This is a genomic window from Candidatus Accumulibacter vicinus (assembly GCF_000584955.1).
Taxonomy (GTDB): Bacteria; Pseudomonadota; Gammaproteobacteria; order Burkholderiales; family Rhodocyclaceae; genus Accumulibacter; species Accumulibacter vicinus.
Genome location: NZ_JDSS02000043.1, coordinates 98,604 through 114,012, shown reverse-complemented (window position 1 = coordinate 114,012; position 15,409 = coordinate 98,604). Strand labels below are relative to the sequence as shown.

Here is a 15,409-nt window from a genome sequence, read left to right as displayed (position 1 = left end):
CGGGCCAGGGGCGTCCCGGCCGCCGCCTGCAGCGGCGCCCCAGGTGGCGGGGCTGGCGGCGGGTTTGCTGACAGTGTAGCGGCCATCGGTCTGCGCAGCGAGCCACCTGAGATGATCTGCAACTGCCACCAGAAGTAGCCGCCGATAGCCAGCATCGCGATAGCGCCGAATCCGAGGAAAAGCCATAGAGCTGTGCGCGACCTCGGGACCTGTTTGACGGCAAACACATTTCCCGCCGCGATCCGTGCCGCGGTGTCGCTACTGCCGAGGTCGGCCGGCGGCAGTTCCGGCCGACCTCGGCTCGGCGGCGTTGCCGTGGCTTCAGTTGCTGGACCCGGTGCGTCTGTATCGAGAGGTCTGGAGAGCGGTGGCGGCGTCCGTCTCTGGGGACTCGGCGCGGGTGTTTCCAGCGGGTCGAGGCGCAGTTCAAGCGGGTCGCCACTGCTGGTCAGGCCGGCAGCCTGCCGTTTGGCCTCCTCGGCACGGCGCAGCGCATCCATCAGCAGACTCACTGCAGCGGCTCCGGAGGCTGGTCAGGCGACGAGAAAGGGCGGTAGACCTGGTCGTTCCTGAAGAAATCCCGGTTCGGCAGGGACTCCCTGAAGCTGCTGAAATCACCCTCGATCGAAGCGTCCCTGATCACCGTCGGACGCAGGAGAACGACGAGTTCGGATTTGGCCGAGGAGTTCGAACGGGTATTGAACACTTCACCAAGAAAAGGGATATCCCCAAAGCCTGGCATGCGGCCGTCGCGGTTATCCAGCCGATCTTCCATCAGGCCGCCAAGGACCGCGATGTCGCCACTTTCGACACGCATCATCGACTCGATCTCGCGCATGCGAATCTGCGGCACCAGGTTCTTGATGTTATTCTTGGCAAGTTCCGGATTGGGATCCTGCTTCAGTTCGGCGATACTCGAAATCGATGGCCGTACGCTCAGGGTGACGGTGCCGTTGTCACTGATCTGCGCGGTCAGGCTCATGAAGAACCCGATCGAAACGGATTGTGGTGTCGTCGTCGTGGTCACGGTGGCGTTGGTGTTGGTGTTGCCGGGAACGACGTCCTGCTTGACGTTGAAGTAGACGAAATCCTCGGAAACCTTGAGCGTTGCCGTCTGGTTGTTGAGCACTGCGAGCTTGGGACTGGAGAGCACCTTGACGGTACCGAAAGCACGTAACAACTCCACCGTTGCCAGCAGATTCAGCGGGTTGATCTGTCTGTACTTGATGACGTATGGTGTCACGGCACTGGGCACGTTGGTCGTCAACGTCGGTTTGCTGATGCTGTAGTCGGTGCCACTGGTCAGGCGACTCCACTCGATGCCTTGTTGGTAGCCATCGCTCAACGTGACTTCGATGATCGTCGCTTCGATCAGCACCTGCCTTCTTGCGCCACTCATGACCCGATCGAGAAACTCCTGCACTTTTTCGTGTTGCCTGGCAGTGGCTCTGACAGTGATCACCCCGCCTTCCGGGTTGGCGATTACCGACGCTGCTTCGCGGAAGGTCATGCGCTTGACGACAGAGGCTCCGGTATTTTGCAGTGTGGCGGGATTCGGACTGCCGGCCAGGGACTGCACCATCTGGCCGACCACACGCGCCGCGGTATTCGCCGGGGCTGGCGTACCGGTGCCGGTCGTACTCTGCGCCGCGGTTTGTTCGGTGACTGTCTCGGTCGACCCTTCCGGGAAAATCTTGTCGGTTTCGTGCAGCAGTTCTTTCAGGTTCTTCTCGAGAGTTTCCCAAAAGCGGTTTCTCGACTTGTTCTCGATCTGGATGCGCGAGGTGTTGCCGGTGCCGGCGGCGCCACTGCCGCCGGCTGTCAGCGAGCTGGTTGAAATCTGTGTGCTCGTCGATACAGTCCCCGTGACATCGCGGGCAATGTTGACGTAGTCAACCTTGTAGTTCTTGAGGTAAGGAGAGTCAGGCATCACCACCAGGTTCGGGCCTTCCATCTCGAAGCGCATGTCGACCTGTTTGGCAATGCGGGTGAGCAATTGTGGCAGCGTCTGGTCAATCGCGTTGAGGGTCACCGACCCGATGAGCCCGGGATGAATGTCTACGTTCAGTCTGGCGTCGCGGGCAAGGGCAAACAGCAGGTCATGAACCTGGACGTTGTTGACGACGACGCTGTAGGTTTCAGTCTTGCCGATGATCCTGGGTCTGGGCAGCACGACACTTTGCTGAACAGGCTGGGGAATTGCCCCCTGGATTTTGGGGGCACTTGCGGCCTGCAGATGTCCGGCAGATGGCCCCTTGCTCAGCGTGCTCGGAGTGCAGGCACAAAGCAGCATGGCGAGAGAAATGACACCAGGAATGCGCCACATGCGCAGATTTTTCAGGGACACGCTCAAGCTTGATCCAGTCAAAGGGAGTTTATGATACCATGCCGAAAATTCCACACAAGCACATGATTTTTATTGAATTACTGATAACTACCCGGGCCTTCTGAGGTGTGGCGGGCGGAGTTTGGCAACCGCCCGCACATAGGGCTTGCTCTCTGGGCTGACTTCTCCAAGCGTCGCCAGCGCGGCAATCGCCTGCTCGCGGGAAGGGTAGTCGCCGTAAATGACGCCGAGTCTTTCTCGACCGCCGACCCGTGAACGATAAACCCGAACTTGCCGCAAATCGAGGGTTCTCGTGTGGTTAACGATGAAATCCGCGACTTCCCGCTGGCTACCGGCGTCGGCCATCAACAGTTGAATGAAATAATGGCTGTCCGGGGTCTGCGCCAGCCAGTCTTCGGTTGCGGCAATGCGCTCGGCAAGCGTGTCCAGTTTGGCGGTACCGAGCGTTGCCTTCGTTGGGAACGTCAGCTCAGGGGCCACTACTAAGGACGTGGTCGAGGCTTGGTTCTCCTGCAGGATGGCCGGAGCCAAAGGTGTCGCCTTGTTCGCCGCCGCTGTCGGCAGGCCGCTGGCATGGTCGCTGGTGGCAAGGTAGGCTAGTCCGCTGAGCGCACAGAGGGCGGTGGTGGCACCCACCCACAGCCAGCGCGTGCGCCCCGGGTCAGCGATGCACTTGAACTGGGCGTCGCGAATCGCTGCCCGGACCTGCCTGCCATCGATCTGGTGCACCCCTTCGGAAAATGCGGCCAGCAGGGCTTTGTCGGCGAGAATGTTGATGCGCCGGGTCAGACCCTCGGAGGCCCGGCAGATCAACTGAATGGCGCGCCGGGTAAACAGATCCGGGCCATGATAGCCCGCAGTGCGCAGGCGAAACATCAGATACACGGCAACGTCATTGCGGTGCAACGGTTCGAGCCTGAAGTGGTGGGTAATGCGGTCGTTGAGCTGGCGCAGGGCGGGTTCACCGAGGCGCTGATCCAGTTCAGGTTGACCGAAGAGCACGATCTGTAGCAGCTTGTGCCGGCTTGATTCCAGGTTGGAAAGCAGGCGAACCTCTTCGAGTGCCGCCAGTGGCATGGCATGCGCCTCATCGATCAGGGCGACGACCTGGCGACCGTCAGCGTAGATTCTCAGCAGACGCTCCTGTAGGGACCGCAACAGCGAATGGCCATGCCCTTGCTGTAGTGGAATCCGCAATTCCTCGGCAATGGCATAAAGGATCTCGGCATGCGACAGCAAGGGGTTGGCCAGATAGATCGTCTCGACCTGACCCGAAAGTTTTTCCAGCAGCATCCGGCAGAGCATCGTTTTACCGCTACCGACCTCGCCGCTGACCTTGACGATACCTTCATCGTGGTTGATCGCGTAGATCAGCGCATCGAGCGTAGCGCCCCGGTTGGCCCCTGCGAAAAAAAACTCGGTGTGCGGTGTAATGCGGAAAGGCGCCTGTTGCAGTCCGAAATGGTCCAGGTACATCACTGCTCCCGCGCTGAGGATTCCATCCGATTATAGAGTGTCGTGCGGTGCATGCCGAGCAGGCGTGCCGCCTGACTGACATTCCCATGCGCCAGCTTCAATGCAGCCTCGATGTAACCGCGTTCGGTGGCATCGAGCAGGCGATCGAGGTTGAAGGGAACTCTTTGCCGCAGGCGATGCGTTGCCGCAGCGATGAACGCATCGCCGGTCGCTGCATCCGCCCCGCTTGGCGAACTCACTGCGACCTCCTGTGGCTCGTCGGGTAGATCAAGTTCTGCTGCCAGCGCGGCGGTGTCGACAATCTGTCCCGAGTGCCGGGTAGTCAAGCGGATGATAATGTTGCGTAGCTCGCGAACGTTGCCGGGGAAACTGTAGCTGCACCACAAATCTGTCGCTTCCGCCGAGAGGCTGAACGGCCGCTGCTGTGTTTGTGCCGCGTAGAGTTCTCTGAAGTGGTCGAGAAGGACGAGCCTGTCCTCGCCCATCTCGCGCAAGGGCGGTGCGACGATTGAACAAACCGACAGCCGATGGTAGAGATCAGCCCGAAAGTTGCCTGCCTTGACCTCTTTGCGCAGGTCGCGGTTGGTAGCGGCGATGATGCGTGCCCGGCTGAAGCGCTTCTGGGTTTCGCCAACGCGTTGGTACTCTCCGTTTTCCAATACTCGCAGCAGCTTGGCCTGGAGGTCGAGTGCCAGTTCGCCAATCTCGTCGAGAAACAGTGTGCCGTCCGCAGCATCTTCGAAATAACCGGCCTTCATCGCTACCGCACCGGTGAAAGCGCCTCTGGCGTAGCCGAACAAGGTCGCTTCAATCAGGCTGGGCGAGATCGCGGCGCAATTGATCGCCAGGAATGGCCGGTCGCGGCGCTGGGTATGGTAATGCAGACAGCTCGAGGCAATGACCTCCTTGCCACTGCCCGATTCCCCTTCGATCAGTACCGGAAACTGTAGGTCACTATACTGCAGGAGTTGCAACCGCAGTTTTTGTATGGCCGGACTGTTGCCGAGCAACGATGAAGTGCCTTCATTGCGCCCGTCGTCTACCATGCTAAACGTCAGCGCACCCGTGAGAACTTGCTGCAAGTCACCGGGGCTGCACGGTTTGGCAACGAAATCAACGGCGCCGAGAGTGCGCGCGTGACGCGCATTGCCCTCGTCGCTTTGCCCGGAGAGGACCACGATGCGGATCTTGGGCGCGACCTTGAGCAGGTCTACAATCAGCGAAAAACCCTCATCCGGACGGTGTGGAACGGGCGGCAGGCCGAGGTCAACCAGCGCCAATTCGGGCGTTTTGCGCAATTGTCGAAGCAGTTGCAGGCAATGCGGGCGAGAATGACTGGTGATCACTTCAAAAAACGGACTCAGCGAAAAACTCAAGGTGTCACAGATCAGCGCATCATCATCAATGATGAGCAACAAGGGCTTTTCGGGCAGAGAGTTTCCTGAGAGGGTGGGCATGCAAGGCTTGTGATCGTGGCAGAAAGAGCCTGATGGACATTATTCCACAATTATATTGGCGGCAAGTATTTCACGGTGACGTGCAAGGGGGTCAGGTATAATCCATACTTTGTCCTGGGTGCGATGCGGTGGCTGCTGATCATCTTGTCGAGATCAGGGATCTCGACTTTGCCTACGAAGATCGACTGATCCTCAACGGGATCAGTCTACAGATCCCGCGCGGCAAGGTTGTGGCCATCATGGGTGGTTCGGGTTGTGGCAAGACGACCCTGTTGCGACTGATTGGCGGACAGCTCAGGCCAAGCCGCGGCGAGGTGTTGGTCGATGGCCAGGCAGTCCAGCGCCTGCGTAACGACGAGCTCTATGCTCTGCGCCGGCGCATGGGGATGCTCTTCCAGTTTGGCGCACTGTTCACCGATATCTCGGTATTTGAGAACGTCGCCTATCAAATGCGGGAACACACCGATCTGCCCGAAGAATTGATCCGTGACATGGTATTGATGAAACTCAATGCTGTTGGCCTGCGCGGCGCGCATCATCTGATGCCGGCAGAACTTTCCGGCGGCATGGCCAGACGAGTCGCACTGGCGCGGGCGATTGCGCTTGATCCGATGTTGATCATGTATGATGAACCTTTCGCTGGTCTCGATCCGATTTCACTGGGCGTCATCGGGCACCTGATCCGCAGTCTCAATGATGCATTGGGTGCCACGACCATCATGGTCACCCACGACATTCAGGAGTCTTTGCTGATCGTCGATTTCATTTATTTCATGTCCGAAGGAAAAATCGTCGCGCTCGGAACGCCGGACGAGATTCGTGCGTCGAAGCATCCCTTTGTCCATCAGTTTGTTTTCGCCGAGGCGGACGGACCGGTACCATTCCACTATCCGGCGGCTCCGCTCGTCCGGGAACTGCTCGGGAAAAGTGCGTATGCGCAGCCATAGGCCGGGTCCAGGTGCAATCGTGGCAATGCTCACCCGCCTTGGTCACCATGTCAATGGCGCGCTGCAGCGACTGGGTTTTGCGGCACGTTTTTTCGTCATGGTGCTGCTCTGGTCCAGCCAGTCTTTCCGACGCCTGCATCTGACGATTCGGGAAGTCTATTATGCCGGTTTCCAGTCGCTGCTGATCATCATGGTCTCCGGGCTGTTCATCGGCATGGTGCTGGGCATGCAGGGCTACGAAACCTTGCAGCGCTACGGCTCCGCTGACGCCCTCGGGGTGCTGGTCGCGCTGTCGCTGGTACGGGAACTTGGCCCGGTGGTGGCTGCCTTATTATTTGCTTCGCGAGCCGGTTCGTCGATTACGGCCGAAATCGGGCTGATGAAGGCGACCGAGCAACTCACCGCAATGGACATGATGGCGGTCAATCCGATTGCCCGTGTCGTTGCACCACGTTTCTGGGGCGGTGTGATCTCGATGCCCTTGCTGGCGGCGCTTTTTTCGGCCACCGGGGTGTTCGGTGGCTATCTGATCGGGGTAGTCTTCATCGGCGTCGATGAAGGCGCGTTCTGGTCGCAAATGCAGGCATCGGTTGATTTTCGCTATGACGTCTGGAGCGGTATCGTCAAGAGCTTCGTTTTCGGCATCGCCGTTTCGCTGATTGCCGTTTTCGAGGGTTACGATGCGCAACCAACTGCCGAAGGAGTTTCAAGCTCAATCAAGGGCACCGTCGTCAAATCGGCATTGGCGATCCTGTCACTCGACTTTGTGTTGACTTCGTTCATGTTCCGGGAGGCTTGATGAGTCGCAAGTTGCTCGACCTGTGGGTCGGTATTTTTGTTGCCATGGGCTTTGCTTCGTTGCTGTTCCTGGCGCTGAAGGTCGGCAATCTGGCAGCCGCCAATTTTTCCGAGACTTACCCTTTGACCGCCAAATTCGTCAACATCGGTGGACTGAAGGTACGTGCCCCCGTCAAGAGCGCCGGCGTGGTCGTCGGGCGTGTCGCGGATATCCGTTTTGACCCGGAGACTTATGAGGCCGTGGTGACCATCAACATTGACGGCCGCTATCATTTTCCGAAGGATACCTTTGCCTTGATCCTGACCGCCGGCTTGCTTGGCGAACAGTACATCGGACTGGATCCGGGCGGAGATGCGGCGATGCTGAAGGCCGGCGAGGTGATCGCCAAGACGCAGTCGGCGGTGGTACTGGAAAAGCTGATCAGTCAGTTCATGTTCAACAAAGCGTCCGAAGGACCAGTCGAGAAATAGGATGAAGGGGAAATCAGTGAAACCATGCCTTTCAACAATGCGCGTGTCCTGTCTCGCCTGCGCGGCAGTGATGCTTGCTGCAAGCGGCTGCGCAACGACCGCAAACAATCCTAAAGACCCCTTCGAGGGTTTCAACCGTGCAATGTTTGCCGTCAACGAAGGCCTCGACGTGGTCGTCAAACCGGTTGCCCAAGGCTATGACTACGTCGCGCCGCTACCGGTGAAGGTGCTTGTCGGCAACTTCTTTGGCAATCTCTTGGATGCCTGGACCGCGGTAAACAATCTGCTGCAGGGCAAAGGTGGGCAAGCCGCTTCCGATGCCGGCCGGGTGTTGGTCAACAGCACCATCGGTATTGGCGGTGCTTTCGACGTGGCTGCCGAAATGGGTCTGGCCAAACACTCGGAAGACTTCGGGCAGACTCTCGGCAAATGGGGAGTCCCTGATGGCCCTTACTTCTACTGGCCACTGATCGGGCCACGAACGACACGCGATACCTTCGGCTGGATGGTCGACACTTTTCTGTTTTACGATCCGGTATGGCGTCTCGATGACATACCATTGCGCAACAGCCTGTTGGCAACGCGCTATATCCACTTGCGGGCAAGCCTGCTGCCTACCGACAAGGTGGTCGCAGAAGCCGCGTTTGACAAATACGACTACATCAGGGATGCCTACCTGCAACATCGCCGGAGCGAGATCTTCGACGGAGAACTGCCGCACGAGGTTCCTGAGGATCAGTCATTGCGCTAGGTCGATACCCGCTGCTTCATCAGAATCCCCGAATCCTAGGAAATATCCATGAAACCGATATTGTCAATGCTGTTTGCTCTGTTGTTCGTGCTGGCACCTGCCAGCGCACAGGAACTGGCTCCAGATGCCATGGTTCGACAAGTCACCGAGGATGTATTGACCGTCGTTCGTCAGGACAAGGACATTCAGAGCGGCAATACCCAAAAAGCGATCGATCTGGTCGAAGCCAAGGTGCTCCCGTATTTCAACTTCCAGCGAATGACCGCGCTGGCTGTTGGACGTGACTGGAACAAGGCGACGCCGGAACAGAAGAAGCTCCTCACGGAGGAGTTCAGGACGCTCTTGGTGCGCACCTACTCGAACGCGCTGACCTCCTACAAGAACCAGACAGTCGTCTATAAGCCCAGCAAAATCCCGGAAGGCGAGACCACTGTGGTAATCAGGACCGAAGTCGTACAGCCCGGCAGCAAGCCCGTCCAGCTCGATTACTCGCTCGAGAAGCAGGGTCATGGCTGGAAGGTTTACGACGTGATTGTGGCTGGTGTCAGCCTGGTCACCAATTATCGCGATACCTTCAAGCAGGAAGTGAACAACACCGGTATCGACGGCCTGATCACGATGCTCAGCAATCGCAACAAGCAACTCGCAGCCGGCAAGAAATGATCGAGCATGCCGACGGCAGCCTGCGCGTGACCGCGCCGATGGTCATTGTCAACGCGCGCTCGTTGCTTGAGGCCGGGCGTCATTGCCTACGCTCAGGCCACCTGAGCGAGCTGGTGGTACTTGACCTCGTGGCTGTTGCCGAGGTGGATTCCTCGGCCCTGAGTGTTGTTCTTGCCTGGCTGCGCACCGCTGCCGAGCGCGGCATCCGCCTGCGACTGGCTAATCCACCGGCAAACCTGATCAGTCTGGCGACCCTGTACGGCGTCGCTGAACTGCTACCGCTCGCCTGAGCGGACGCACAAGCCTCGTCACAAAGCCAAGCCCCATGCCTTTTGCGGTTGCAGTTGAGCGTGTTGAAAAGCGCTTTGGCTCTCTGTTGGCGCTTGCCGGTGTGTCGCTGCAGATCAGCGAGGGGGAGTTTTTTGGTCTGCTGGGACCCAACGGTGCCGGCAAGACCACCCTGATTTCCTGCCTGGCTGGTCTCTCTCGTCCAAGTGCCGGCAAGCTGGTAGTGATGGGATACGATGTGGTCAGCAATTACCGCGCCGCACGGCGGCTGCTTGGGGTGGTGCCCCAGGAACTCGTTTTTGACCCGTTCTTTACTGTACGTGAGACCTTGCGCATTCAATCCGGCTATTTTGGAATTCGCCACAATGAAGACTGGATCGACGAGATTCTCGCCAACCTGGATCTGACCGGCAAAGCGGATACCAATATGCGTCGCCTGTCCGGCGGCATGAAACGCCGGGTCCTCGTCGCCCAGGCACTGGTGCATAAACCGCCGGTCATTGTTCTCGACGAACCGACCGCCGGAGTCGACGTCGAACTTCGGCAAGGCTTGTGGCAATTCATCCGGCGCCTGAATCGTGATGGGCACACGGTGATCCTGACCACGCATTATCTCGAGGAAGCCGAAGCCCTGTGTGGGCGAATTGCGATGCTCAAACAGGGACGTGTGGTCGCTCTGGATACGACCAGCAACCTGTTGGCACGCTTCGCCGGTCATACCCTGGCCCTGCGCCTGGCAGGTTCTGCGAAGCTGCCACCAGAGCTCTCTGCGCGCGCAACGCAAAACGAGGGCATGTGGACCTTTCGTCTCGGCAGTCTTGGCGAAATCGAACCGCTTCTCGCCGCCATGCGTGAGGCCGGTTGCGTCATTGACGATCTGCGCCTGACGCAGGCCGACCTGGAAGATGTTTTCCTGGGGGTGATGCAGAGTAGCGATTACCGCAAGGAAACCGTACCATGATCTCCGGTTTCCGGACCTTGCTCTACAAGGAAGTTCTGCGCTTCTGGAAGGTGAACTTTCAGACCATCGCTGCGCCGGTACTGACGGCCGTGCTCTATCTGATGATCTTTTCGCATGTACTCGAAGCCCAGTTGCAGGTGCATGGCATCGCCTACACCAGCTTTCTGATTCCCGGCCTGGTGATGATGTCGGCGCTGCAGAACGCCTTCGCCAACAGTTCTTCCAGTCTGATTCAGTCGAAGGTGACGGGCAGCGTGATTTTCGTTCTCCTGCCACCGATCTCCTACGTCGAGTTCTTTTTCGCCTATGTCGTCGCGGCGGTCCTGCGCGCTTTGATGGTGGCTCTGGGCGTACTGCTGGTAACGATCTGGTTTGCTGTACCGGCCATGGTGGCACCGCAGTGGATTCTGCTGTTCCTCGTTCTCGGTGGTGGGACGATGGGAGCGTTGGGCATGATCGCCGGCATCTGGGCTGACAAGTTCGACCAATTGGCGGGTTTTCAGAATTTCCTGATCATGCCGCTGACGATGCTCTCCGGCGTTTTCTACTCCCTGCATTCGCTCCCCGTATTCTGGCAACAGGTATCGCGTTTCAATCCCGTCTTCTATATGATCGATGGCTTCCGCTTCGGGTTTTTCGGCGTCTCGGACGTGCCGCCAGAAAACAGTCTGGCAGTCGCTGGCACGAGCTTCCTGATGGTGTCGGCGGCAACCCTGGCACTCCTCCGGAGTGGTTACAAACTGAGGTCCTGAATCATGATGCACCCTGAACAACTCCAGAAAATCATCGCCGAAGGCCTGCCCTGCGAGCACCTGCAAGTAGTGGGTGATGGCCACCACTTCGAGGCACTGATCGTCAGTGCCGAATTTTCTGGAAGGAATCGCGTACAGCGGCAGCAGCGCGTCAACGAAGTATTGCGGCTGCATTTTGACAGCGGTGATTTGCACGCCCTATCGATGAAAACCCAGACCCCTGAAGAGTGGAGTGCAGCGAGTGGATAAGCTGCTGATCCAGGGGGGTCTGCCGCTCTCCGGCGAGATCGCCATTTCCGGTGCCAAGAATGCAGCGCTGCCGATCCTCTGCGCCAGTTTGCTCGCGTCCGAGACGCTACATCTAAGCAACGTGCCGCGACTCAAGGACATCTCGACGATGCTCCGTCTGATCGAGCAAATGGGCGTCGCGATCACTCGTGAGAGTGTCGATGGTGTGCTCTTGAACAGCCTCGGCCTCAACAACCCGCTTGCCCCCTACGACATGGTCAAAACCATGCGGGCCTCGATCCTGGTGCTCGGCCCCTTGCTGGCGCGTCATGGCGAAGCAAGGGTATCGCTACCGGGAGGCTGTGCGATTGGTGCCCGGCCGGTCGAACAGCACATCAAGGGCTTGCAGGCGATGGGGGCGAAGATCCATGTCGAGCACGGCTACATTCATGCCAAGGCAGGGGCCGGAGGCCTCAGGGGAGCGCATATTGTGACCGACATGGTCACCGTCACCGGAACCGAAAACCTGATGATGGCCGCGGTCCTGGCCGAAGGCGAAACGATCATCGAGAATGCTGCGCGTGAGCCCGAGGTCGTCGATCTGGCCAACTGCCTGATTTCAATGGGTGCGCGGATTTCTGGTGCCGGTTCCGACAAGATTCGTATCCGTGGCGTTGCGCGCCTGCACGGCGCATCGCATTCGATCATGGCCGATCGCATTGAAACCGGCACCTATCTCTGTGCCGCGGCGGCAACCGGTGGCAGCATTCGTCTGACCAGAACTTCGGCCGCTTGCCTCGACGCGGTGGTCGACAAGTTGCTCGACGCCGGCTGCGACATCACTGCCGAGCGTACAGCGATCACTCTCAAGGCACCGCCACGGCTCAGGGCAGTGAGCATTCGCACCTCGCCCTATCCTGCGTTCCCGACCGACATGCAGGCGCAATTCATGGCCATCAACTGTGTCGCCGAGGGGTCAGCGGTGATCCGCGAGACGATCTTCGAGAATCGCTTCATGCACGCTGTCGAACTGATTCGCCTGGGGGCAGACATCAAGATCGACGCCAGCAATGCGATGGTTACCGGCGTCGAGCGTCTCGAAGGTGCCACAGTGATGGCCACCGACCTGCGCGCATCAGCCAGCCTGGTCATTGCCGGTCTGGTCGCGCAGGGCGAGACGCTGATCGAGCGGATCTACCACCTCGACAGGGGCTACGAACGCATGGAGGAGAAACTCGGACAACTTGGAGCGGAGGTCAGGCGGCTTCGCTGACACTGCTCACCCCCTCAAGGTTCCGGTGCGACCAGACAGCGCGCTTGGGCGACGATGCTCGCGACGTTGATTCCGAAGTATTCGTAAAGCTCGGCCGCTGGCGCCGATTCGCCAAAGCGATCGATACCGATCACGGCTCCGTTTGGCCCAACGTATTTCCACCACAGATCGGGATGTCCGGCTTCTACGGCAAGCATCGGCAGCAATGGCGGCAGGACCTCCTGGCGGTAAGCCAGAGGCTGCAGATCGAAGCGTTGGGTACAGGGCATGGCGACGACGCGCGCAGCGATTCCTTCCCGAGCGAGAACGGCCTGGGCGTCCAGGGCGAGGCTGAGTTCCGAACCGGTTCCAATCAGCACGACTCTCGGTGTTCCGCCTTCAGCCTCGCGCAGAACGTAGCCACCCAACCGGATGCTGGCCGTCTGCTCGGCACTGCGGGGCAGTGCCGGCAGGTTTTGCCGCGACAACAGGAAGCATGAGGGACCATCGTCTCGCTCCAGCGCCGCGGTCCAGGCCACTGCGGTCTCCATGGCATCAGCCGGGCGCCAGACGTCGAGACCCGGGATCAGCCGCAAGGCGGCCGCATGCTCGATCGGCTGGTGCGTCGGGCCATCTTCGCCAAGACCAATCGAATCATGCGTGTAGACCATCAACTGCCGCAGCTTCATCAGTGCCGACAGACGGATCGCGTTGCGCGCATAATCCGAGAACACCAGGAAGGTTGCCGTATACGGAATGAAGCCGCCATGCAGAGCAACGCCGTTGGCTATCGCGGTCATGCCGAATTCGCGCACGCCGTAGTTGATGTAATTGCCGCCGGCCTCCCGGTTCGCCGGCCGGGTACCACTCCAGTTGGTCAGGTTTGAGCCGGTCAGGTCGGCCGAACCGCCCAGCAGTTCGGGCAGCAGCGGGGCAATCGCTTCGATGGCATTCTGCGAGGCCTTGCGCGTGGCAAGAGCAGTGGTCCTGGTCGTCCATTGGGCGAGCAGCGCGGCCACATGATCCGGCCAGTCGGCGGGTAGTTCCCCTCGCATCCGGCGTTCGAATTCGGCGGCCAGTTCGGGATAGGCGGCACGATAGGCGGCGAAGTTCGCTTTCCAGGCATATTCCGCGGCTTCTCCCCTGACCCTTGCATTCCAGCCGGCGCGCACGTCGGCGGGCACTTCGAAAGCGGCGAAAGGCCATTCAAGCTGGCGACGCGTATTGGCGATCTCGGCGGTGCCCAGGGGAGCACCGTGCACATCGTGTGTGCCCCCCTTGTTCGGCGAACCGAAGCCGATCATCGTCTTGCAGCAGATCAGCGTCGGTCGACCGGTTGCGGTCTTGGCGATACGGATTGCAGCCTCGATAGAATCAGCGTCATGGCCGTCGCAGTGGGAGACCACGCGCCAGCCGTAGGCTTCGAAGCGTTTTGGCGTGTCGTCGGCAAACCAGGGCTGTACATGGCCATCGATCGAAATATCGTTGTCATCGTAAAAAACGATCAGCTTGGACAGGGACAGTCGCCCAGCCAGCGAACAGGCCTCGTGCGAAATGCCTTCCATCAGACAGCCATCTCCAATGAAAGCATAAGTATAGTGGTCAACGATTCGATGCCCGTCCCGATTGAAGGTCTCGGCCAGCAGCCTTTCGGCCAGGGCCATGCCGACTGCGTTGGCAAGGCCCTGGCCGAGAGGGCCAGTGGTCGTTTCAATGCCAGGGGTGATGCCGAATTCGGGGTGCCCAGGGGTTTTTGAATGAAGTTGCCGGAAGCGCTTCAATTCGTCGATCGGCAGATCATAACCGCTGAGGTGTAGCAAGGCGTAGATCAGCATCGAACCATGCCCATTCGAGAGCACGAAGCGGTCGCGGTCATACCATCGGGGATTGGCCGGATTGTGCTTGAGGTGGTGGCGCCAGAGGACCTCGGCGATGTCTGCCATGCCCATCGGCATTCCGGGGTGGCCGGAATTCGCTGCCTGAACGGCGTCAATGGCGAGAAAGCGCAGCGCATTGGCGCAGCGGCGACGAAACTTGCGGGATTCGGTGGGCAAGACAATCTCCTTTAATCAGGGCTAAGGTTTGGTCAACACAATGGGGGCAGCACGGCTTGCCGCCGCGTTCAGCGCGAACGACGCTTCTTGTCCATCAGCTGCATGATCATCGGTGTGAAGATGATCTGCATCGCCAGACCCATCTTGCCGCCGGGGCAGACGATGATGTTCGGCCGCGACATGAACGAATCGTGCAACATGCTTAGCAGATAGGCAAAGTCGATCCCCTTGGGATTGGCGAAACGGATCACCAGCATGCTTTCGTCCTGCGACGGAATATCCTGGGCAATGAAGGGATTCGAAGTATCCACCGTCGGCACGCGCTGGAAATTGACGTGCGTCCTGGAGAATTGCGGGCAGATGTAATGAATGTAATCAGGCATCCGCCGCAGGATGGTATCCATCACCGCCTCGGTCGAGTAACCACGCTGCGCCTTGTCGCGATGCAGTTTCTGGATCCATTCGAGATTGATGATCGGCACGACACCAACACAGAGGTCCACGTGGCGACTGATATCGATGGCGTCGGTCTGGGCAGCACCATGCAGGCCTTCATAGAAGAGCAGATCGGTGCCCGGCGGCAGGTCGATCCATTCGGTGAAAGTTCCCGGTGGCGAGCCATAAAGCTTGGCCTCGGCATCGTCGTGAACGTAGTGGCGGCTCTTGCCGCGGCCACTCTCGCCGTATTCGCGGAACAGCCCTTCAAGTTCGGCCAACAGATTGGCCTCGGGCCCGAAATGGCTGAAATGGTTGTCGCCGGCGAGGCTTCTCTCAGCCATCGTTGCGCGCATCGCCTCTCGGTCGTAACGGTGAAAACTGTCCCCCTCGATGATCGCAGCGTTGAGCTTCTCACGCCGAAAGATGTGTTGGAAGGCGCGTGTGACCGAGGTCGTGCCGGCGCCCGAAGAACCGGTGATTGCAATGATTGGATTTTTGATCGACATGGGGCGTGGCTCCGTTGCAT

At 59.2% G+C, this 15,409-nt stretch carries 15 protein-coding genes and 1 pseudogene; 10 read left to right on the top strand and 6 right to left on the bottom strand.

Annotated features, from left to right (window positions below; translation table 11 throughout):
* The 4 genes and pseudogenes from CAPSK01_RS23975 to CAPSK01_RS18800 all read right to left on the bottom strand — a co-directional run.
* Positions 1-512 (bottom strand): annotated as a pseudogene (locus tag CAPSK01_RS23975) (hypothetical protein); the annotation flags it as partial.
* Positions 509-2,347, bottom strand: a complete 1,839-nt coding sequence (locus tag CAPSK01_RS18810) for a type II and III secretion system protein (RefSeq protein WP_034930303.1) — start codon at positions 2,345-2,347, stop codon at positions 509-511. The gene CAPSK01_RS18810 and the pseudogene CAPSK01_RS23975, both read right to left, overlap by 4 nt.
* Before the next feature lie 87 nt (positions 2,348-2,434).
* Complete coding sequence (locus CAPSK01_RS18805; RefSeq protein WP_034930301.1) at positions 2,435-3,823, bottom strand: AAA family ATPase; 1,389 nt, start codon at positions 3,821-3,823, stop codon at positions 2,435-2,437.
* On the bottom strand, positions 3,823-5,280 hold the full coding sequence (locus CAPSK01_RS18800) for a sigma-54 dependent transcriptional regulator (RefSeq protein ID WP_034930298.1): 1,458 nt from the start codon (positions 5,278-5,280) through the stop codon (positions 3,823-3,825). Before CAPSK01_RS18800 ends, CAPSK01_RS18805 begins: the two co-directional genes overlap by 1 nt.
* A 128-nt stretch (positions 5,281-5,408) precedes the next feature.
* Between CAPSK01_RS18800 and CAPSK01_RS18795 the strand changes: the two genes are divergently transcribed.
* The 10 genes from CAPSK01_RS18795 to murA all read left to right on the top strand — a co-directional run bounded on the left by CAPSK01_RS18795 (position 5,409) and on the right by murA (position 12,412).
* A complete protein-coding gene (locus tag CAPSK01_RS18795) occupies positions 5,409-6,227 on the top strand; it encodes an ABC transporter ATP-binding protein (protein ID WP_034930296.1) in 819 nt (272 codons plus the stop codon).
* A gap of 25 nt (positions 6,228-6,252) precedes the next feature.
* A complete protein-coding gene (gene mlaE, locus CAPSK01_RS18790; protein WP_273704070.1) occupies positions 6,253-7,026 on the top strand; it encodes a lipid asymmetry maintenance ABC transporter permease subunit MlaE in 774 nt (257 codons plus the stop codon).
* Entirely contained in the window at positions 7,026-7,496 is a 471-nt protein-coding gene (gene mlaD, locus CAPSK01_RS18785) for an outer membrane lipid asymmetry maintenance protein MlaD (RefSeq protein ID WP_034930291.1), read from the top strand. The genes mlaE and mlaD overlap by 1 nt, the downstream gene beginning before the upstream one ends.
* A gap of 70 nt (positions 7,497-7,566) precedes the next feature.
* Positions 7,567-8,247, top strand: coding sequence for a VacJ family lipoprotein (locus CAPSK01_RS18780; protein ID WP_273704069.1), 681 nt, complete (start codon positions 7,567-7,569; stop codon positions 8,245-8,247).
* A gap of 66 nt (positions 8,248-8,313) precedes the next feature.
* Positions 8,314-8,910, top strand: coding sequence for an ABC transporter substrate-binding protein (locus CAPSK01_RS18775; protein WP_034930466.1), 597 nt, complete (start codon positions 8,314-8,316; stop codon positions 8,908-8,910).
* Positions 8,907-9,200 (top strand): STAS domain-containing protein, encoded by a 294-nt coding sequence (locus CAPSK01_RS18770; RefSeq protein ID WP_034930287.1) that lies wholly within the window; start codon positions 8,907-8,909, stop codon positions 9,198-9,200. The genes CAPSK01_RS18775 and CAPSK01_RS18770 overlap by 4 nt, the downstream gene beginning before the upstream one ends.
* A 35-nt stretch (positions 9,201-9,235) precedes the next feature.
* Positions 9,236-10,159 carry an ABC transporter ATP-binding protein gene (locus CAPSK01_RS18765; RefSeq protein ID WP_034930285.1) on the top strand — a complete coding sequence of 308 codons (924 nt, stop codon included), beginning with the start codon at positions 9,236-9,238 and terminating at the stop codon, positions 10,157-10,159.
* On the top strand, positions 10,156-10,911 hold the full coding sequence (locus CAPSK01_RS18760) for an ABC transporter permease (protein WP_273704068.1): 756 nt from the start codon (positions 10,156-10,158) through the stop codon (positions 10,909-10,911). Before CAPSK01_RS18765 ends, CAPSK01_RS18760 begins: the two co-directional genes overlap by 4 nt.
* A gap of 3 nt (positions 10,912-10,914) precedes the next feature.
* Positions 10,915-11,160: a BolA/IbaG family iron-sulfur metabolism protein gene (locus CAPSK01_RS18755; RefSeq protein ID WP_273704067.1), complete on the top strand. Its 246-nt coding sequence runs from the start codon at positions 10,915-10,917 to the stop codon at positions 11,158-11,160.
* Positions 11,153-12,412: a UDP-N-acetylglucosamine 1-carboxyvinyltransferase gene (murA, locus tag CAPSK01_RS18750; protein WP_034930281.1), complete on the top strand. Its 1,260-nt coding sequence runs from the start codon at positions 11,153-11,155 to the stop codon at positions 12,410-12,412. Before CAPSK01_RS18755 ends, murA begins: the two co-directional genes overlap by 8 nt.
* 14 nt (positions 12,413-12,426) lie before the next feature.
* On the opposite strand, the gene tkt is transcribed toward murA, so the two are convergent.
* Positions 12,427-14,445: a transketolase gene (gene tkt / locus CAPSK01_RS18745; protein ID WP_034930279.1), complete on the bottom strand. Its 2,019-nt coding sequence runs from the start codon at positions 14,443-14,445 to the stop codon at positions 12,427-12,429.
* Positions 14,446-14,513: 68 nt separating this feature from the next.
* Positions 14,514-15,389, bottom strand: a complete 876-nt coding sequence (locus tag CAPSK01_RS18740; protein WP_034930278.1) for a phosphoribulokinase — start codon at positions 15,387-15,389, stop codon at positions 14,514-14,516.
* Positions 15,390-15,409 lie beyond the last annotated feature (20 nt).

Excerpts from the sequence above, each read along its gene's own strand:
- CAPSK01_RS18780 (WP_273704069.1), top strand. The coding sequence starts at position 7,567 with ATGCTTGCTGCAAGCGGCTGCGCAACGACCGCAAACAATCCTAAAGAC.
- CAPSK01_RS18740 (WP_034930278.1), bottom strand. The coding sequence starts at position 15,389 with ATGTCGATCAAAAATCCAATCATTGCAATCACCGGTTCTTCGGGCGCC.
- CAPSK01_RS18775 (WP_034930466.1), top strand. The coding sequence starts at position 8,314 with ATGCTGTTTGCTCTGTTGTTCGTGCTGGCACCTGCCAGCGCACAGGAA.
- mlaE (WP_273704070.1), top strand. The coding sequence starts at position 6,253 with ATGCTCACCCGCCTTGGTCACCATGTCAATGGCGCGCTGCAGCGACTG.
- CAPSK01_RS18805 (WP_034930301.1), bottom strand. The coding sequence starts at position 3,823 with ATGTACCTGGACCATTTCGGACTGCAACAGGCGCCTTTCCGCATTACA.
- CAPSK01_RS18760 (WP_273704068.1), top strand. The coding sequence starts at position 10,156 with ATGATCTCCGGTTTCCGGACCTTGCTCTACAAGGAAGTTCTGCGCTTC.
- CAPSK01_RS18755 (WP_273704067.1), top strand. The coding sequence starts at position 10,915 with ATGATGCACCCTGAACAACTCCAGAAAATCATCGCCGAAGGCCTGCCC.
- mlaD (WP_034930291.1), top strand. The coding sequence starts at position 7,026 with ATGAGTCGCAAGTTGCTCGACCTGTGGGTCGGTATTTTTGTTGCCATG.
- CAPSK01_RS18770 (WP_034930287.1), top strand. The coding sequence starts at position 8,907 with ATGATCGAGCATGCCGACGGCAGCCTGCGCGTGACCGCGCCGATGGTC.
- CAPSK01_RS18800 (WP_034930298.1), bottom strand. The coding sequence starts at position 5,280 with ATGCCCACCCTCTCAGGAAACTCTCTGCCCGAAAAGCCCTTGTTGCTC.
- CAPSK01_RS18765 (WP_034930285.1), top strand. The coding sequence starts at position 9,236 with ATGCCTTTTGCGGTTGCAGTTGAGCGTGTTGAAAAGCGCTTTGGCTCT.